At 74.0% G+C, this 20,738-nt stretch carries 3 protein-coding genes; all 3 read left to right on the plus strand.

Annotated elements, in window-relative coordinates:
• Positions 1 to 49: 49 nt before the first annotated feature.
• Genes GGE06_RS16610 through GGE06_RS16620 form a run of 3 tightly spaced genes read left to right on the plus strand, consistent with a single transcriptional unit; the run spans position 50 to position 20,735 of the window.
• A complete protein-coding gene (locus tag GGE06_RS16610; protein WP_184931141.1) occupies positions 50 to 14,863 on the plus strand; it encodes a non-ribosomal peptide synthetase in 14,814 nt (4,937 codons plus the stop codon).
• Positions 14,860 to 19,431, plus strand: a complete 4,572-nt coding sequence (locus tag GGE06_RS16615) for a non-ribosomal peptide synthetase (RefSeq protein ID WP_116159927.1) — start codon at positions 14,860 to 14,862, stop codon at positions 19,429 to 19,431. Before GGE06_RS16610 ends, GGE06_RS16615 begins: the two co-directional genes overlap by 4 nt.
• Positions 19,428 to 20,735: a diaminobutyrate--2-oxoglutarate transaminase gene (locus GGE06_RS16620; protein ID WP_116159926.1), complete on the plus strand. Its 1,308-nt coding sequence runs from the start codon at positions 19,428 to 19,430 to the stop codon at positions 20,733 to 20,735. Before GGE06_RS16615 ends, GGE06_RS16620 begins: the two co-directional genes overlap by 4 nt.
• Positions 20,736 to 20,738 lie beyond the last annotated feature (3 nt).

Raw genomic sequence — 20,738 nt, forward strand, 5'->3', positions numbered from 1 at the left:
TCCGCCCCCGTCCGGGCCCCGAAACTCCACGCCGATGTGAGAACGGTCTATGTACGCAAACAATTCTGTCGTTGATGTCATCCGCCGCAACGTCTCCGAGCGCGGTGCCGACGCAAGCTACGAATTCCTCGCCGACGCCGGTGGCGTCGACACGAAGCTCAGCATGCTCGAGATCGACAGGCGTGCGCGGGCGATAGCCGTCTCGCTCCAGGAGCGGGCCAAGCCGGGTGCGCGGGTCATGCTGCTCTACCCACCGGGCGAGCACTTCGTCGTGGGCTTCGTGGCCACCCTGTACGCCGGCATGGTCGCGGTCCCGGTCTACCCGCCGGACCCGATGCGCGTCGCCCGTACGCTGCCCCGGCTGCGCGCGGTGGTGCAGAGCTCCCGCGCCGAGATCGTCCTCACGGACGGCCTGATCAAGGCCTTCACCGGTGAGCTGTTCGAGCAGCACGCGCCCGAGGTGGCCCGGCTGCCGTGGATCGTCACCGAGGAGGCGATGCTGGAGGGCGCCGACGACTGGCGCATGCCGGCCCTCGCCCCCGACTCGGTCGCCCTGCTCCAGTACACGTCCGGCTCCACCGGCACCCCGCGCGGTGTCGTGGTGACCCACGGGAACCTGCTGTCCAACGGCTCCGCGATCGCCGGCGCCTTCGGCCTCGGCGACGGCGACGTCGTCGCCTCGTGGCTGCCCTTCTACCACGACATGGGTCTGCTCGGCGGTGTCCTGCAGCCGATGCTGTCCGGCCTGTCCAACGTCCTGATGTCGCCGCTCGAGTTCATGCGCCGGCCGATGCGCTGGCTGGAGGCCATCTCCAGCCGCGGCGCGACCGTCAGCGGCGGCCCGAACTTCGCCTTCGACCTCTGCGTCAACAAGAGCACCCCCGCCGAGCGGGAGAACCTCGACCTGTCGTCCTGGCGGGTCGCCTTCTGCGGCGCCGAGCCGGTCCGCAACCGCACCCTGGAGCGCTTCGCCGACGCCTTCGCCGTCAGCGGCTTCGACCGCTCCGCGCTGCTGCCCTGCTACGGCCTCGCCGAGGCCACCCTGTTCGTCGCCGGCGCCGGCCGCGGCAACGGCGCGCACAGCATCCGCGTCGACCGCCCCGCCCTGGAGCAGGGCCGCGCCGAGGAACTCCCGGACGGCGACCACCTGGTCTCCTCCGGCCTCGTCGCCGACCGCCACGAACTCGCCGTCGTCGACCCGGAGTCCGGCGAGCGCGTCGCGCCCGGCACGGTCGGCGAACTGTGGGTGCGCGGCGCCTCCGTCGCCGCCGGCTACTGGGAGGACGAGGCCGCGACCGAGACGGCCTTCGGCGCCCGCCTCGCGGACGACCCGAAGCCGTACCTGCGCACCGGCGACCTCGGCTTCGTCCTCGACGAGCAGGTCTTCGTCACCGGGCGCCTCAAGGAGATGATGGTCGTCCGCGGCCGCAACCTCTACGCGCACGACCTGGAGGAGACCGCCGTCGCGGCCTCGCCGCTCGCGCGCCCCGGCTGCGGCGCCGCGTTCTCGGTGGAGACCGCCGACGGCGAGCAGTGCGTGATCCTGCACGAGGTCGCCGCCTCCGCCACCGAGGAGGACCTCCCCGGGATCGCCGACGCGATCGCCGCGGCCGTCCAGCAGGAGCACGGCATCGCCCTGCACGACGTGGTCCTGCTCGCCGCCCGCAGCCTGGCCAAGACCTCCAGCGGCAAGATCCAGCGCCTGGCCGGCCGCACGGCGTACACCGCCGGGCAGGTCGAGGGCGAGGTCTACCGCCGCTCCACCACCGCCGCCGCCCGCGGCGAGCGCCGCGAGCTCGCCCTGCCGTCGCGCGCCGAACTCCTCCCGCTCGCCCGCGAGGAGCGCGTCGACGCGATCGAGCGCGCCCTGAGCCTGGTCGGCCGCGCCGAGGGCGAAGCGCCCGCCACGATGGTCGCCGACCTCGACCTCGACTCGCTGGCCGCGGTCGACCTCGCCTTCCGCATCGAGGAGCAGCTCGGCGTCGTCACCGACCCGGGCCTGCTGCTCCAGCCGACGAGCCTGCGCGAGGTCGCGGCCGCGGTCGAGGAGGGCCTGGAGTCCGCCCCCGAGGCGCCGTCCGGGCAGACGTCCGGGCAGCGCGGCGGAGCCGTACCGCTGTCGGCCGGTCAGCAGTCGCTGCTGTTCATGCGGGACCTCGAAGGCCCGGACTGCCGGCAGAACGTCTCCGTCGCCGTCCGGCTGGAGGAGCCGGTCGACGCCGGGGTCCTCGCCGCCGCCGTACGCCACATCGGCACCCGCCACCCCATCCTCACCGCCGGTTTCGGCGTCGACGGCAGCCGCCGCGTGCAGCTCGTCGACCCCACCAAGCCGTTCGAGCTCGACGTCGTCGACCTGACGGGCGGGACGGAGCAGGAGCTCCGGGCCCGCGTCGACGCGTGCGCCCTCGACCCCTTCGACATCGAGCACGGCGACGTCGCCCGCGCGAAGCTGTTCACCGGTTGCGGCGCACCGGTCCTGGTGCTCGCGCAGCACCACGCCATCACGGACTTCTGGTCGGTGGTGACCCTGCTCGACGAGCTGACCACCGTCTACGGCGACCTGCTGCACGAGCGGGCCCCCGAGCTCCCGGCGGCCGTCGGCTACGAGGAGTTCGTCCGCTGGCAGCAGGACTACGAGCGCTCCCCCCAGTGGCAGGCCGACGAGCGCTACTGGCTCGACCTCCTCGCCGGTGACGTCCAGGCGCCCACGCTCCCCGTACGGGAGGTGCCGCAGCCCGACCTGGGCATCGCGAGCCACCGCGTGACGGTGGACGCCGAGCTGCTCGCCGCGCTCGAGAAGACCGCGGGCGAGAGCGACACGACGGTCTTCTCCGTCCTGATGGCGGCCTTCGAGGTCCTCGTCGCCGCGCACAGCGGCGCCCGTGACTTCGTCGTCGGCGCCACCACGGCCGGCCGTCCGCAGGCCCGCTTCCGCAACACCCTCGGCTACTTCGCCAACACCATCCCGGTCCGCGCCGAGCCCGGCGCCCACCCCACCGTCACCGAGCTGATCCGCAGCACCGGACAGCAGCTGCGCCGCTCGCTCGGCCACCAGCACTTCCCGGTCAGCCGCCTCGTCGAGCTGCTGCGCGCCCAGGGCAACACCTCGGCCGCGATCAACACGGCCGTCGTCTTCGAGCGGCCGCACACCGCGATCGCCGACGACGTCACCTCGGTCCTCTTCGGCGCGGGCAGCACCGGCGCGGTCCTCGGCGACCTCACCCTCCAGCCGTTCCCGGCGGGCGAGCTGGCCACCCAGTTCGACATCACCCTGCACGCGATCCCGGCCGACGGCGGCCTGCTCGCGCACATGCTGGTCCGCGCGGACCGCTTCGACGAGGCCCTCGCCGGGCAGCTCGGCGAGCAGTTCCTCGAACTGCTCCGGCAGATCGTCGTCCAGGGCACGTCCCCGGTCTCCGCGCTGCGGCTGACCGGCGCGACCGAGTCCCTCTCCCGGGCCGGCGTCCCCGCCCGCACCCAGGAGGGCATCACCTCCGTCCACGAGCTGTTCGAGGCGACGGCCGACCGCATCCCCGACGCGACCGCCCTCGTGGCCGGCGCCGAGGAGCTGACGTACGCCCAGGTGGACGCCGCGGCGAACCGTCTCGCGCACCGGCTGCGGCAGGACGGCCTGCGCCCCGAGCAGACCGTCGGCCTGTGCCTGGAGCGCTCCCCCGAGCTGATCGTCGCGATGCTCGCGGTCATGAAGTCCGGGGCCGCGTTCGTCCCGCTGGACCCGACGCTGCCGCAGAACCGTCTCGCCGACATGGTCGGCGACGCCCGGTGCGAGCGGATCCTCTGCCACGGCGCGACCGCCGCGCTCGCGGCCTCCCTGGGCGAGGCGACCCGCGTCGACGAGGAGTCCGGCGCGGACCTCCCCGAGGACCGTCCCGCGCTCGCCGTCACCGGCGACAACCTCGCGTACGTCATCTTCACCTCGGGCTCGACCGGCCGCCCCAAGGGCGTGCAGATCGAGCACCGCTCGCTCGTCAGCTACGTGCTGTCCTTCCTCGACGCCTTCGACGTCGCCGAGGGCGACCGGGTGCTGCAGTTCGCCCCGCTCACCTTCGACCCCTGCCTGGAGGAGATCTTCTCCGCGTGGACCCGGGGCGCCGCCCTGGTGCTGCGCGACGAGTCGGTGCTCGGCTCGCCCGAGCGGTTCTGGGCCTGGTGCGAGGAGCAGCGCCTCAACCTCGTCGACATCCCCACGGCCTTCTTCCACGTCCTCGTCACCGCCCTGGAGTCCGGGGTGCGGGTGCCGCCGCAGCTGCGCTCGATCCTCATCGGCGGCGAGGCCGCCCACCCCGACAAGCTCGACCAGTGGTTCGCGGCCGACCGCGCCCACGTGGAGCTGTACAACCGCTGGGGCACCACCGAGACCACGGTGTGCTCGACCGTCGCCCACCTCGGCCCCGAGTCGGGCCGGGTCTCCCGCGCCCGTGACGTGTCCATCGGCGCCGACATGACCGACGCGGTCGTCCACGTCCTCGACGCCGAGCTGCGGCCCGTCGCCGACGGCGTCGTCGGCGAGGCGTACATCGGCGGCATCGGCGTCGGACGCGGCTACGCCTCCGAGCCCCGCAAGACCGCCGAGCGCTTCGTCCCGGACCCGTTCGCGACCGAGCCGGGCCGCCGCCTGTACGCCACCGGCGACCTGGTGCGCCGCGCCGCCGACGGCGAGCTGCGCTACGTCGGCCGCGCCGACCAGCAGGTCAAGGTGCGCGGCTACCGCATCGAGCTCGGCGAGGTCGACGTGGTGCTGCGCCGGCACCCCGAGGTCGCCGAGGCGGCCGTCGTCGCCACCCGCGGCGCCGGCGAGACCGAGCTGATCGCCGCCGTCACCGGCGCGGGCGTCAGCACCGACGGGCTGCGCGACTGGCTCAACCGCGAGCTGCCCAGCTACATGGTCCCCAGCCGCCTCCTCGTCCTGGACGCCATCCCGCTCACCTCGAACGGCAAGGTCGACGCGCACGCCCTGCGCGAGCTGGCCCTCGACGTGTCCCGCTCCGCCGGGGCGGCCGACATGTCGCCGCTCGAGAGCAGGCTCGCCGCCCTCTGGTGCGAGGTCCTCGAAGTCGCCGGGGTCGGTCCCGACGAGGACTTCTTCGCGCTCGGCGGCCACTCGCTGCGCGCCGCCGACCTGAACACCCGGGTCCGCCGCGAGTTCGGCGTCCAGCCGCCGCTGCGGATGTTCTTCGAGTCCGTCACCGTCCGCGCCCAGGCCGCGCGGATCGCCGAACTGGCCGCCGCGGAGCCGGTGGAGACCGCCGCCGCGGACGCCGCCGCCGAGGCCGAGCCGGCCCTGTCGCTCGGCCAGCGCCGCCTGTGGTTCCTGGAGAAGTTCGCCCCGGGCTCCCGCGCCTACGTCGTCCCGGGTGTCCTCCGGCTGTACGGCGAGCTCGACCGGGACGTCCTGCGCGGCGCGCTCGACGCGCTCGTCGAGCGGCACCCGGCGCTGCGTACCGGCTTCACGGACGAGGGCGGCCGGCCCGTGCCCTTCGTGCACACCGGCCTGGCCTGCCCCTTCGAGGTCCTCGACCGGACCTCGGTCGCGCCCGCCCGCCGCGAGGCGGAGCTCTCCGAGCTCGTCGGCGAGCACGTCAAGCAGCTGTTCGACCTGGACACGCCGCCGCTGATGCGCGCCGCCCTGGTGGAGTTCGGGGCCGACGAGCACGCCCTGCTCCTGGCCTTCCACCACATCGTCTCCGACGGCCGCACGATGGAGATCATCGCCGGAGAGCTCGCCGAGCTGTACGCGCACGGTGCCGGCACCGGTGCCGGAGAGCCGCCCGCGGTCGTCCACCAGTACGCCCGCTGGGCCCTCGACGAGGGCGCCCGCCTCGACTCCGAAGAGGGCCGGCAGGGCCTCGCCTTCTGGGCCGGACACCTCGCCGGCGCGCCGCTCGCCCTCGACCTGCCCTTCGACCGGACCCGTCCGGCCGTGCAGACCTTCGACGGCGCGCGCGTCCCGCTGACGCTCGGCCAGGCCGACTCGGACCAGCTGCGCGCGCTCGCCCGCGACCAGCAGGCGACCGTCTTCATGACGCTGGCCGCAGTCCTGTCCTCGACGCTCTCCCGGCTGACCGGCCAGGAGCGGGTGGTCGTCGGCGTCCCCGACGCCAACCGCCCGGGCGACGGCGCCTACGACGACGTCGTCGGCTTCTTCGTCAACACCGTCCCGCTCTGCTTCGAGGTGCCCGGCGGCGCCACCGGCCGCGACCTCGTCGCCCGGGTCCGCGCCACCACCCTGGAGGCGATGCCGCACAAGTGGGTGCCGTTCTCGGCGATCGTCGAGGCGAGCGGCCAGGACCGCGACCCCAGCCGCAGCCCGCTCTTCCAGGCGATCCTCGACGTCCGCAGCGGAGCCCTGCCCTCGCCGGCCCTGCCCGGCCTGCGGGTCGAGACCGCCCCGCTGTACACCGGCACCGCCAAGACCGACCTGACCTTCGAGATCACCGACGACGGCGGCCCGCTGACGGGCTGGCTCGAGTTCAACACGGACCTCTTCGGGACCGGGACCGCGCAGCTCGTCGCCCGGCTGTTCGCCGAGACGGCCCGCGCGATGGCGCAGCGCCCCGACGAGCGCGTCGAGACCCCCTCGGCGGCCGCGGCCCTCGGCCACTGGCCGGCCCCGGCCGGCGCGGAGCAGCACCCCGACACGTTCTGGGCGCAGTTCGAGCGTGCCGCCGACAGCCGCACCGACGCGATCGCCGTGGAGGGCGCCGACAGCGCGCTGACCTACGGCGAGCTGCGCACCCGGGTCGAGCAGGTCGCCCGTGTGATCGCCGACCGGTTCGCCGTGCGTCCCGGTGACGTCGTCGCCGTGGCGGTCGAGCCGTCCGTCGAGGCGGTCGTCGCCGTCCTCGCGGCGCAGCGCTGCGGAGCGGCGTACCTGCCGATCGACCCCGCCTACCCGGCCGAGCGCAAGGACTTCATGCTGGCCGACTCGGGGGCGCGCGGTCTGGTGACCCGCGAACTCGTCGAGGAGGCGCTGCGCGAGGCCCCGGCCGAGGCCGTGGCGCTGCCGCAGGCCGACCCGGACGCTCCCGCGTACCTGCTGTACACCTCGGGCTCCACCGGCCGCCCCAAGGGCGTCCTCGTCTCCCACCGCTCGCTCGCCAACCTCACGGCGGCCCAGGCGGGCGTCTTCGGGATCGACGCCGGCTCGCGCATGCTGCAGTTCGCCAGCCTGAGCTTCGACGCCTCCGTCTGGGAGATCTTCTCCACGCTCGCCGCGGGCGGCACCCTGTGCGTCGCCGGCCGTGAGCACGCCCTCGTCGGCGAGGCCCTGGCCGACGTCCTGGCCGAGCGCGCCATCAGCGTCTGCCTGCTGCCGCCGTCGGTGATCGCCTCCCTGCCCGTCCGCGACCTGCCGCACCTGAAGACCCTGGTGTCCGGCGGCGAGGCCTGCCGCGCCGAGCTGGTCGAGCAGTGGCAGCCGGGCCGCCGCTTCGTCAACGCGTACGGCCCCACCGAGTGCACCGTCGCCATCACGGCCGCCGCCCTGGAGCCGGGGCAGCCCGCCTCGCTCGGCGCGGTCCTGCCGGGCGGCACGGCGTACGTCCTGGACGCGGACCTGCGGCCGGTGGTCGCCGGAGCGGTCGGCGAGCTGTACGCCGGCGGTGCCGGTCTGGCCCTCGGCTACCACGGCCGGCCCGCGCTGACCGCCGGGCACTTCCTGCCCGACCCGTTCTCCGCCGTCCCCGGCGCCCGCATGTACCGCACGGGTGACCTCGTCCGGCTGCGCGCCGACGGGACCCTGGACTACTGCGGCCGCAGCGACAGCCAGATCAAGCTGCGCGGCTACCGCGTCGAGCCCGCCGAGATCGAGTCGGTGCTGCTCGCCCTGCCCGGGGTGACCCAGGCCGTGGTCCGGGGCCTCGACGGGGTCCTGGTGGCATACGTCGAGACCGCCGACCCGGAGCTGACCCCGCAGGCGCTCGCGCAGCTGTGCGCGGCGGAGCTGCCGCCGCACATGGTCCCGGCCGCGTTCGTGGCCTCCGCGGAACTGCCCCGCCTGCCCGGCGGCAAGATCGACCCGAGCCGTCTCGGCCGGCCGCGCCGCGCCGACTTCGCGCACGCCGACTTCGCCGAGCCGGAGACGGAGACCGAGCGGACCGTGGCCCGGGTCTGGGCCCAGGTCCTCGACGTCGACGCGGTCGGCGCCGGCGACGACTTCTTCACCATCGGCGGCCACTCCCTGCTCGCCACCGTGATCACCTCGCAGGTGGGCGAGGAGCTGGGCCGCGAGGTCCCGCTGCGCGCCCTGTTCGAGGCGCCCGTGCTCCGCGACTACGCCGCCCTGTGCGACGCGGCCGCCGCCCGGGACACCTCCGGCGGGATCGCGGCCCACGCCGCCGGCGGCGGCGACGCGCCGCTGTCGGTGATGCAGGAACGCCTGTGGCTCCTGGAGGAGATCGAGAACGGCTCCGGCCAGAACGCCCTCACCGGCCGCTACCACCTGGCCGGCGCGATCCGGCTCACCGGCGCCCTCGACGAGGCCGCGCTCCAGCGGGCCGTCGGCCGCCTGGTCGACCGGCACACCACGCTGCGCACGGTCGTCGCCCACCGGGACGGCGTCCTCACGCAGTCCGTCCTCGACCGCGCCGACGTCACCCTGACGCGCACCGCGCTGACCGGCGTCACCGCCGAGGAGCGGGTGTCCGAGGCCCTCGTCCTCGTCGAGCGCGAGGCCGCGCAGCCGATGGACCTGTCGGCGGGACCGCTGCTGCGGGTCCGGCTCCTGGACCTCGGCCGCGACGACGCCGTCCTGGTGCTGACGCTGCACCACATCGTCGGCGACGGCTGGTCGATGGAGATCCTCAAGCGGGACCTGACGCACTTCTACGCGGAGGAGACCGGCCACGAGCCCGCGACCCCGCTGCCGCCGCTCCCGGTCACGTACGAGCAGTTCTCCCGCTGGCAGCGCCACCAGCTGGACTCCGGCGCGCTCGACGCCTCCGTCGCGTACTGGTGCGAGAAGCTCGACGAGCTGCCCTCGCTGACCCTCCCGATCGCCCGCTCCGGCTCCGCCCCGGCGGACGACGAGAAGAGCCACCGGGTGCGGGCGACCGTCACGCCGGAGCTGCGCGAGGCGATGGAGCGGCTCGCCGCCGGGTCCGGGGCGACGCTGTTCATGGTGCTCGCCGCCACCCTCCAGCTCACCCTGGGACGACTGGCCGGCCAGCGCGACTTCGCGATCGGCGTGCCCATCGCGGGCCGCCGCCACCGCGAGGTGGAGGACCTGATCGGCTTCTTCATCAACTCGCTGGTGCTGCGCGCCGACCTGTCCGGCGACCCGACCTTCGCCGAGCTGCTCGACCGGGTCCGCACGACGACCCTCGACGCGTACGAGCACCAGGACGTCCCGTTCGAGACGCTGGTCGGCAAGCTGGCCCCCGAGCGCGACCTGAACACCACGCCGCTGTTCCAGGTCTACCTGAACCTGCTCAACATCCCGCCGCGCCAGTCCGGTCTTCCGGGCATCGAGGTCGACACCTTCGCCGTCCCCGACCTCGGCGCGAAGTTCGACCTCACCTTCTACGTCGACCCCGCCGGTCCCGGCCTCTCGCTGGACCTGATGTACGCCGGCGAGCGGTTCGACGAGGCCACGACGCGGGAGCTGCTCGCCCAGTGGATCCGGGTCATCGAGCAGGCCGTCGCCGACAGCGGCAGCCCGATCGACGCCCTGCGGCTCGACACTCCGCAGGCGCGCCGCGAGCTGCCCGACCCGTCCGCACCGCTGGACGCCGGCTGGTACGGATCGGTCGTCGAGCAGTTCGAGCGTCTCGCCGCCCGCGAGCCGCAGCGGATCGCGATCAGCGAGCCGGGCCAGGAGCTCACCTACGGCGACCTCGCCTGGGCGACGTCCGCCATGTCCGGCCTGCTGAACCAGCAGGGCGTCGCCAAGGGCGACGTGGTCGCCGTCTACGGCGAGCGCAGCGCCTCCCTGGTCTGGGCGATCCTGTCGGTGATGCGCGCCGGAGCCTCGTTCGCCATCCTCGACCCGAGCTACCCGGCCGACCGCATCGCCGACTGCCTGGCGGTGGCCCGCCCGAGCGCCTTCCTCCAGCTGGAGGGGGCCGGTGCCGTGCCGCTCGCGGTGGACACCGCGCTCCAGGGGTTCGACCTGCGCTGCCGCTTCGAGCTGCCGTCCCGCCTCGCCGACGCCCGGCACCTGGTGCCGCAGGGCGCCGAACCGGCCGAGGCCGTCCAGGTGGGCCCGCGGGACTGCGCGTACATCGCGTTCACCTCGGGTTCCACCGGCAAGCCGAAGGGCATCCGGGGCGCGCACGGGTCCCTGACCCACTTCGTGCCGTGGATGGTGGAGACCTTCGGGCTCCGCGAGACCGACCGCTACAGCCTGCTCTCCGGCATCAGCCACGACCCGCTGCACCGCGAGGTGTTCACGCCGCTGGTCACGGGCGCCACGATCTGCGTGCCCGACCGCCTCGACGTCGAGACCCCGGGCCGTCTCGCCCAGTGGTTCCGTACGGCCCAGGTGTCGGTCAGCCACATGACGCCCCCGATGGCACGGCTCTTCGACCAGCTGTCGGTCGCCCCGGGCACGCTGCCGCTCCTGGAGCGGGTGTTCTTCCTCGGCGACACGCTGACCAGCCGTGACGTACGGGCCATCACCCGCATGGCCGGCTCGGCGACCTGCGTCAACCTGTACGGCTCCACCGAGACGCAGCGCGCGGTCGGCTACTACGTGGTCCCCGCCGCCCACGGCACCGCCGAGACCGACCCGGGCGTCACGTACCCCCTCGGCCGCGGCATGAAGGACGTCCAGCTCCTCGTCCTCAACGAGGCCGGGCAGCAGGCCGGCGTCGGCGAGCCCGGCGAGATCGTCATCCGCTCCCCGCACCTCTCGCTCGGCTACGCCGACGAGCAGCTCAACGCCGTCAAGTTCGTGCGCAACCCGTTCGGCACGTCCGACGACGACCGCATGTACCGCACCGGCGACCTCGGCCGCTACCTCGCCGACGGCTCCGTCACCCCGCTCGGCCGCGCCGACAACCAGGTGAAGATCCGCGGCTACCGCGTCGAGACCGACGAGGTGCAGCACGTCATCTGCTCCGCGCCGGAGGTCCAGGACGCCCTCGTCATGGCCCGCCCCGACGCGAGCGGCGAGACCGCCCTCGTCGCCTACGTGGTGGCCAGGCCCGGTCAGAAGGTGGCCGGCAACGAGCTGAAGGGGTACGTCCGCAAGCGGCTCCCGGACTACATGGTCCCGGCGTTCGTCGTGGCGCTCGACGCCTTCCCGCTCACCCCGAACCGCAAGATCGACCGTGCGGCGCTGCCGGAGCCCTCGGCGGCGACCGGCGTCCACGAGGACGGACCGCGCACCCCGCTGACGCCCACCGAGGAACTGGTGGCCGGCCTGTGGCAGGACGTGCTCGGCGCCCACCAGGTGGGCCCCGAGGACAACTTCTTCAACCTCGGCGGGCACTCCCTGATGGCGACCCAGGTCGTGTCCCGGATCCGCCGGGTCTTCGGCTGCGAGATCGCGCTGCGCACCCTGTTCGAGAAGCAGACCGTGCGGGACCTCGCCGCCCACATCGACGGCGTCGCCGGCGGCACCACCGTCGCCGAACCGATCACCGCCCTGCCCCGCACCGGCGCCCTGCCCGCCTCGTACGGCCAGGAACGCCTGTGGGTCCTCGACCAGCTGGAGGGCGACACCGGCGCCTACAACAGCCCGACGGTCGTGCGGATGCGCGGCCCGCTGGACACCGAGGCGCTGGCCGCCACCCTGGACGAGCTGGTCGCCCGGCACGAGGTGCTGCGCACCCGGATCGTCATGGACGACGGCCGGGTCAGCCAGATCGTCGAGCCGGCCGGCGAGGTCACCATGCCGCTCACGGTCGTCGACCTGGGCGACGAGCCGCAGGAGGACGCCGAGCAGCGCATGTGGGAGCTCGTCGACGAGGCCGCACGGCACCGCTTCGACCTGGCCCAGGCGCCCCTCGAACAGGCCACCCTGATCCGGCTGTCCGACGAGGACCACGTCTTCGTCCTCACCGTCCACCACGTCGTCGCCGACGGCTGGGGCCTGCAGATCGTGGTCCGCGACTTCGCGGCCCTCTACCAGGCACGACGCCAGGGCACGGCCTCGCCGCTGCCCGAGCTCGAAGTGCAGTACGCCGACTGGTCGGGCTGGCAGCGCGACCGGGTCGAGGGCGGCGACTACCAGGGGCAGCTCGACTTCTGGTGCGAGACGCTGGCCAAGCCGGCGTCCGTCCTCGAGTTCCCCGCGCAGAAGCCGAGGCCCGCGGCGATGACCAACCGCGGCCTGACGGTCCGCCGGATCCTCGACGCCGAACTGGTCAACGGGGTACGGCACGTGGGCCGCGAGCACAACGCGACCCTGTTCATGACCCTCCTCGCGGCCTTCAACGCCCAGCTGCACCGCTACAGCGGCGCGGCGGACATCGCGGTCGCCACCCCGGTCGGCACCCGCTCGGTCGAGATCGAGGACGTGGTCGGGTTCTTCGTGAACACGATCGTCTTCCGCAACGAGCTCTCCGCGGAGGAGTCCTTCACCGAACTCCTCGAACGGGTCCGCTCGACGACCCTGGCGGCCTACGCCAACCAGGACGTCCCCTTCGACCGGGTCGTGGACGCGCTCCAGCCCCACCGCGACCTGAGCGTGAGCCCGCTCTTCCAGGTCATGTTCACCCTGCACAACGCGCCCTACTCGGAGATCGACCTCGGCGACCTCAGGCTGGAGCGGCTGCACGCCCCCGTCGGCACCGCCAAGTTCGACCTCAGCCTCGACCTGGCCGAGGAGAAGGACGGCCTGCACGCCACCCTGGAACTCAACGCCGACCTGTTCGACGCCGAGACCGGCGAGCAGCTCCTCGACCACTTCGAGGCCCTGCTCGGCAGCATCACCGCCACCCCGACGCGGGCCGTGGCCGACCTGGAACTGCGCTCGGCCGCCGAGGCCGAGGCCCAGGACGCCCTGAGCGCCGGACCGGACGCCCTCACCACGAAGACGACCGCCGAGGCCCTCGAACACTGGGCGCGGCAGACCCCGGACGCCCCCGCCGTCATCGACGGGACCACCGTCTGGACCTACCGCGAACTGCGGGACCGCGTCGCGGCGCTCGCCGAGCGGCTGACCGCGGCCGCCACCGGCCCCGAGCAGGCCGTGGTGGTCTGCGCCGAGCGCTCCGCCCGGCACATCGCCGCCGCCCTCGCCTGCGGCGCGGCCGGCGCCACGTACGTGCCGGTCTCCCCGGCCGTACCGGACCGGCGGATCGCCACGATCCTCGACCGGCTCGGCGAGGTCGTCGCGGTCACCGACGACGAGCAGGCGGACCGCATCGCCGCCCTGCTCGGCGACGGCAGGGCCCGCGGCAGTCACCTCGTCCTCGACGACGCGGCCGCGGACCGTCCGCTCGACGCCGCCGCCGCGCGGCCGAACCGGCGCGCGTACGTCATCTTCACCTCCGGTACGACCGGTGAGCCGAAGGGCGTGGAGATCGAACAGGCCGGCCTCCTGGGCCACCTGGAGCTGATGGCCCACGACCTGGAGCTGACCTCGGGCGACGTCGTCGCCCAGACCGCCGCGCAGTCCTTCGACATCTCCGTCTGGCAGATGCTCGTCGCGGTCACGCGCGGTGCGACCACGGTGGTCAGCCCCGACGCCACCAGCCGGGACGCCGAGGCGCTGCTCGCCCTCGTCCGGGAGCGCGGGGTCACCGTGCTCCAGCTGGTGCCCGGCATGATCAGGGCGCTGCTCGACCACGCGGAGGGCGGCGACCTGGCGAGCCTCAGGTTCCTGATCGCCACGGGCGAGGCGCTGCCGCCGGACCTCGCGGCGGACTGGCTGCGCCGCTTCCCCGGGATCCCGATGGTCAACGCCTACGGACCCGCGGAGTGCTCGGACGACACCCACCTCGCGGTGCTGTCCACGCCGCCGCCGGCGGACCGCCCGGTCCCGCTCGGCAGCCCCGTCGCCGGTGTCACCTCGTACGTCCTCGACGCGCAGGGACGGCGCGTGCCGTTCGGCGTGCCGGGCGAGCTCGCCATCGGCGGCCCGGTGGTCGGCCGCGGCTACCTCGGTGACCCGAAGGCCACCGCGGACCGCTTCGTCCCCGACCCGTACGCGACGGTCCCCGGCGCCCGGCTCTACCGCACCGGCGACCGGGTGAGGCTGCACGCCGACGGCCGGCTCGAGTTCCTCGGCCGCCTCGACGACCAGCTGAAGATCCGCGGCTTCCGCATCGAGGCCGGCGAGGTCGAGACGGCGCTGTGCGAGCTGCCGGCCGTACGGGAGGCGGCGGTCGTCCTGCGCGACTGCGACGGCGAGCCCACCCTGGTCGCCTGCGTGGTCGGCACCGAGCACGACCCGGCCGTCCTGGCCGCCGCGCTCGGCACCCGCCTGCCGCGCTACATGGTCCCCACCGGCTACGTCTTCGCCGACCGGCTGCCGCGCAACGCCAACGGCAAGGTGGACCGCGGCGCCCTCCAGCGCGACGACGTCACCGTCGAGCGGGTCCGGCAGCGCTTCGAGGCGCTGTCCGGCCCCACCGAGCGGCTCGTGGCCTCGGTCTTCGAGGAGCTGCTCGGCACCCCGGCGGTCGGCGCGCTGGACGACTTCTTCACCCTGGGCGGCCACTCGCTGCTCGCCACCCGTCTCGTGGCCGAACTGGCCGCGCAGACCGACATCGAACTGCCGCTGCGCACCGTCTTCGAGCAGCCCACCGTGCGCGGTGTCGCCCAGGCCCTGGAGGAGCTCCAGATGGCCGGGCTGAGCGAGGCCGAGCTCCTCGAACTCGAGGTGCTGCTCGACGGTGTGACCGACGACCAGGCCCGCGAGCTGCTCGCGGCCGGCGAGGAGAGGGACGCATGATCGGGGAAGTCTCCACCAAGCGGGAGGCCGTCAAGGGCCTCTCCGCGGCCAAGCGGGAGCTGATGGCCCAGCTCCTCCTTGCCCGCGGCAAGCAGCGGGCGGCGGCGCGCACCATCCGCCGCCGCGACCCCGCGGCCCGCGTCCTGCTCTCCCGCGGCCAGGAGCAGCTGTGGGTCGCCGAGTCCCTCGCGGACGGCCGCCCGCTGTACAACGTGCCGTACGGCGTGCGTCTGCGCGGCGCGCTCGACGTCGCCGCGCTGCGCACCGCCCTCGACGGGCTCGTCGCCCGGCACGCGGTCCTGCGCACCGTCTACCGGCAGCTGCCGGACGGCGGCCTGGAGCAGGTCGTGCGGGACGCCGAGCCGGTGCCGCTGCCGGTCGAGGAGACCGGCGGCGAGGAGGCCGCGATGGCCGCCGCGCAGCGCGAGGCGGCCCGGCCGATCGACCTGGCCGGCGGGCCCGTGATGCACGGCCGGCTGTTCCGGATCGCCGCCGACGACCACCTGCTGGCGCTGGTCGTGCACCACATCGCGACCGACGCCTGGTCGGTGGGCGTCCTCCTGGAGGACCTCGCGGAGCTGTACGACGCGGCCCGCGAGGGCCGCTCGCCCCGGCTGCCGGAGCTCGGCATCGACTACGCCGACGCGGCCGTGCACGAGCGGGCGCAGGAGCCCGCGGACTACAACTGGCTGGTCGCGCAGTGGCGCGAGCAGCTGGCCTGGGCCCAGCCGCTCGGCCTGTCGGCGAGCGGCGACCGGGGCACGGCCCGCACCGGGCGGCGCATCCGCTGCCAGTGGGACGCGCAGTTCGGCCGCGAGCTCCAGCGCACCGCCGAGGAGCACCGCACGACCGCGTTCAACGTGATGCTCTCCGCGTTCGCGGTGCTCCTGCACCGGTACACGGGCACCTCCCGGTTCGCCATCGGGACGGTCATGGCCAACCGGAACCGGCAGACCGAGCGGCTGGTCGGCTACTTCGCGAACACCGTTCCCGTCGTCGCCGACCTGTCCGCCGGGGCCGGCACCCTGGGCGACGTGCTCGCCGGGATCACCCGCGAGTCGCTGTGGGCGCAGGAGCACCAGATCCCCTTCGACGTCCTGGTCGACAAGGTCGCGCCGCAGCGGACCCTGGCGGAGAGCCCGCTCTTCGAGGCCATGTTCGTCTTCAACAACGGCCCCGGCCACGAGATGCGGCTGCGCGACCTGTCGCTGACCCCGACGCACCTGCACTCCGGCACCGCGAAGTTCCCGCTGGACCTGTCCTGCGCGGTGACGGACGACGAGGTCATGGTGTCGCTGGAGTTCGACGAGTCGGTGATCGACGCCGACGCCGCCGAGCGCCTCCTCGGCCACTACCGGCGGCTGCTCACCGGACTGTGCGAGACCCCGGACGTCCACGTCGACAACGCGGACCTGCTGACCCCGGCCGAGTGGGAGCTCGTCGTCGGGGAGTGGAACCGCACGGGCGAGGAGTACCCCGAGGACGCCACCGCGCACGGCCTGTTCGAGCAGTGGGCGGACGTGGATCCGGCCGCCGCCGCCGTGGTCTGCGGCGACGAGGCGGTCGGCTACGCCGAGCTCGACGCCCGCGCCAACCGCCTCGCCCACCTGCTCATCGAGCGGGGCGCGGGCCGCGGCGAGCGCGTCGGCGTCTGCCTGGAGCGCGGTGTCGACCTGGTCGTCACCCAGCTCGCCGTCGCCAAGGCCGGCGCGGGCTACGTGCCGCTCGACCCGGGCTACCCGGCGGAGCGCCTCCAGTGGATGCTGGCGGACTCCGGCGCCCGCCTGGTCGTCACCCGTGACGACCGGCTCGCCGGCGACGGCGTCACGGCCGTCGACCCGGCCTCCGCCGGGGACTTCCCCGCGACCCGGCCGGAGCGCGACGTCCGCCCGGACGACCTGCTGTACCTGATCTACACCTCGGGCTCGACCGGCCTGCCCAAGGGCGTGCTGCTCGACCACCGGGGCCGCGTCAACAACTTCACCGACTTCAACCGGCGCTTCCTGGTCGGTCCCGGCGACAAGGTCTTCGGCGTCTCCGCGCTGGCCTTCGACATGAGCGCGTACGACGTGTTCGGCACGCTCATGGCCGGTGCGACCGTCGTCTTCCCGACGCCCGAGGACGAGCGCTCGCCGCACCGCTGGATCGAGACGATCGAGCGCGAGTCCGTCACCGTGTGGCACTCGGTCCCCGCGCTGTTCGGCCTGCTCGTCGAGGAGGCCGAGGTACGCGGCGGGGAGCGGCTGCCGATCCGCCTGGTGCTGCTCGGCGGAGACTGGATCCCGCTGGCGCTGCCGCAGCGCGGCGCGGCCCAGCTCATCGAGTCGGCGCAGCTGGTCAGCATGGGCGGCGCCACCGAGGTCTCCATGGACTCGACGATCCACCTGATCGGCGAGGTCCTGCCGGAGCAGCGCAGCATCCCGTACGGCGTCCCGATGGCGAACCAGACCTCGTACGTCCTCGACGCCTCGCTGTCCCCGCTGCCCGTCGGCGTCCCCGGCGAGCTGTACCTCGGCGGTGTCGGCGTCGGCTGGGGCTACCACAACCGGGCCCGGCTGACCGGCGAGAAGTTCCTGCCGGACCCGTTCAGCCCGCTGCCCGGGGCGCGGATGTACCGCACGGGCGACCGGGCCCGCTGGATGCCGGACGGCAACCTGGAGCTGCTCGGCCGCATCGACTTCCAGATCAAGATCAACGGCTACCGGGTGGAGACCGGTGAGATCGAGGCGGCCCTGCGGGAGGTCATCGGCGGCGGTTCCTGCCTGGTCGCGGCGCACGGCCCGCGCGACGGCGCGAAGACGCTGGTGGCCTACCTGGTGGCGCCGACCGGCGGGGAGGTCCCCGAGGACGCCGAGCTCAAGCGTCAGCTGGCGGAGCGGCTGCCCCAGCACATGGTGCCCGCCTCCTTCGTCCGTATGGACGCCTTCCCGCTGACCCACAACGGCAAGATCAACCGTCGCGAGCTGCCGGCGCCCACGGTCGCCGCCGTCACCGGACGGGCCGCGGGCACCGACACCGAGCGGGCCCTGGTGGAGCTGTGGCGCGAGGCCCTCGGCCGCGACGACGTCCCCGTCGACATCGGCTTCTTCACCCTGGGCGGCAACTCCATCGCCGTCATCCGCATGGTCAGCGCGGCCCGCCGCGTCGGCCTGGAGATGACCCCGCGCATGGTCTTCGCCCACCAGACGATCGAGTCGCTCGCGAAGGCGATCGACGAGCGGGAGGCCGCCCCGGCCGCCGAGTCCGCCCGTCCCCGCCCCACCGGGCCGACGGTGACCACCGGACAGCAGCACATGCTGGACGTCCTGGAGAACGACTGGGTGCCCGGCCTGTACCAGATGCAGTCCACCACCGAGCTGCCCTTCGAGATCGACCCGGACGGCTTCCGGGCCGCCTGGCGGGCGCTCACCGACCGCCACCCCGCCCTGCGCACCGGCTTCCGGCGCGACGGCGACGGCGCCTGGACCCCGGTCGTCGCCGAGGAGCTCGCCCCGGTCATCGAGGTCCTCGACTGGAGCGACCACGAGCCGGACGCGGTCGCCGACGAGCTGATCGCCCTCCTGGAGGCCGAGCGGGCCACGCCCTTCGACGTCTCCGAGCCGCCCCTGTGGCGGGTCTGGCTGGTGCGCGGCCACCACACCTGGTGGCTGGGCCAGATCCAGAGCTACCTGCTCGCCGACGGCTGGTCGAACCTGGTGCTGCTCGACGAACTCCTCGCGCTCTACGTCGCCGCCCTCGAAGGACGCGACGCCGGCCTCCCGCCGGTCCCCGAGCTCGACGCCGAGCACACCGACCCGGAGGCGGACGCCGCCTTCTGGCGGAACCAGCTCGACGGGGCCCTCCCGTCCCGCCTCGCGGCGGAGCCCGGCAGCCTCGGCCCGTCCCGGTTCGCCCGGGTCGCCGGCCGGCTCGACCCGGCGGTCGCCCGGACGCTGCGCGAGCGCGGCGCCGAGCACGGCCACACCTTCTCCACCCTGGCCTGCGCCGGCTGGTCGCTCCTCGCGGCCTCCCGCCTGGAGCGTGCCGACGTCACGGTCGGCGTGGTCTCGGCGGGCCGCGACCGGGCCGTCGACGGCCTGGAGCGCGCGGTCGGCCTGTTCATCGCCGCCCTGCCCGTACGGGTGGAGATCGACCGGGACGAGAGCCTGACCGCCCTGTTCGACCGCTTCCAGCTGGCCCGCGTCGAGGGCGCCGAGCACACCTCGGTCCCCACCGGCACGCTTCAGCGGATGGGCGCCGGCGAAGGACCGCTGTTCGACTCGGTCGTCGTCGTCGCCAACTACCCGGTCTCCTCGGCGCTCCGCGCCCAGCAGGCCGCGAGCGTCCACGAGGGCGCCGAGAGCGACGGCACCCGCAACCAGACCGAGTACGCGCTCCGCCTCGACGTCACCGACGACGCCGAACCCCGTATCGCCCTGTCGTACTACGGCGACCGCGTCGCCGACACCGACGCCCGGCAGCTGCTCGACGACTACCTCGCGCTGCTCGCCTCCGTCGCCCGTACACCTGCCGCCACCGTCGGCCAGGTGCTCCCGCTCGCCCCCCACACGATTGGAGACCCCCGATGACGGTCATGGCAGAACGCGCCGCCTCCCCTCTCGCCCCTTCCGCTCCCGCCACGTCCACCGAGGTGTTCGAGACCCGGGAGTCCGCCGTCCGCTCGTACTGCCGGGCGTTCCCCACGCTGCTCGCCTCGGCGCACGGCACCACCCTGGTCGCCGAGGACGGCACGGAGTACGTCGACTTCTTCTCCGGAGCCGGCGCCCTCAACTACGGCCACAACCACGACCACATCAAGCGTCAGGTCCTGGCCTACCTCCAGGGCGACGGGCTCCTGCACGCCCTGGACTTCCACACGGCGGCCAAGCGCGAGTTCCTGGAGCGCTTCGGCCGGGAGATCCTGGAGCCGCGCGGACTGCACCACCGCGTCCAGTTCTGCGGCTCCACCGGCACCGACGCCGTCGAGGCCGCGCTGAAGCTGGCCCGCAAGCACACCGGCCGCTCCCAGGTCATCGCCTTCTCCGGCGCGTACCACGGCGTCAGCCGCGGCAGCCTCGCCGCGACGGCGGACAACTCGCTGCGCAAGGTGGCCGGCACGGCCCTCGGCGAGGTCACCCACCTGCCGTTCCCGGTCGGCCCGCGCGGCCACTTCCCGACCCTCGACCTCCTCGAGCAGTTCCTGAGCGACGACCTCTCCGGCGTCGACGTGCCCGCCGCGGTGATCCTCGAGGTCGTCCAGATGGAGGGCGGCGTCTACCGCATCCCCGACGAGGACCTGCGCCGCCTGCGGGAGCTCTGCGACCGGTACGGCATCGTGCTGATCGCCGACGAGATCCAGGCCGGCTGCGGCCGCACCGGCGGCTTCTTCTCCTTCGAGCAGGCCGGGGTCGTCCCCGACCTCATCACCGTCTCGAAGTCGATCGGCGGCCTGGGCCTGCCGATGTCGATCCTCCTCATCCGCGAGGGCCTCGACTCCTGGAAGGCCGGTGACCACCCGGGCACCTTCCGCGGCAACCAGCTGGCGTTCGTCGCCGCCTGCGCCGCCCTCGACCTGTGGAAGGACGACGCCTTCCTCGACCAGGCCCGCAACGGCGCCGAACTGCTCCGCGACTTCTGGGAGAGCCACCCGCTGCCCGGCGTCGAGGTGCGCAGCGAGGGCCACGCGATCGGCATCGACCTGACGCACGCCGGAGGCCGCCGGGCCGCCGACGAGGTCGTCGCCTGGTGCTTCGAGCGCGGCCTGATCGTCGAGTCCACCGGCCGTGACAAGGCCGTCCTCAAGCTGCTGCCCGCTCTGACCATGGAGCTCGACGTCCTCCGGTACGGCTGCGAGCTGATCCACGAGGGCCTGCGCACGGCGCTCTCCCACTGACGC

It is taken from the genome of Streptomyces nymphaeiformis (assembly GCF_014203895.1).
GTDB classification, from domain to species: Bacteria; Actinomycetota; Actinomycetes; order Streptomycetales; family Streptomycetaceae; genus Streptomyces; species Streptomyces nymphaeiformis.

Coding starts and splice junctions, on each gene's coding strand:
- GGE06_RS16610 (WP_184931141.1), top strand. CDS start 50: ATGTACGCAAACAATTCTGTCGTTGATGTCATCCGCCGCAACGTCTCC.
- GGE06_RS16615 (WP_116159927.1), top strand. CDS start 14,860: ATGATCGGGGAAGTCTCCACCAAGCGGGAGGCCGTCAAGGGCCTCTCC.
- GGE06_RS16620 (WP_116159926.1), top strand. CDS start 19,428: ATGACGGTCATGGCAGAACGCGCCGCCTCCCCTCTCGCCCCTTCCGCT.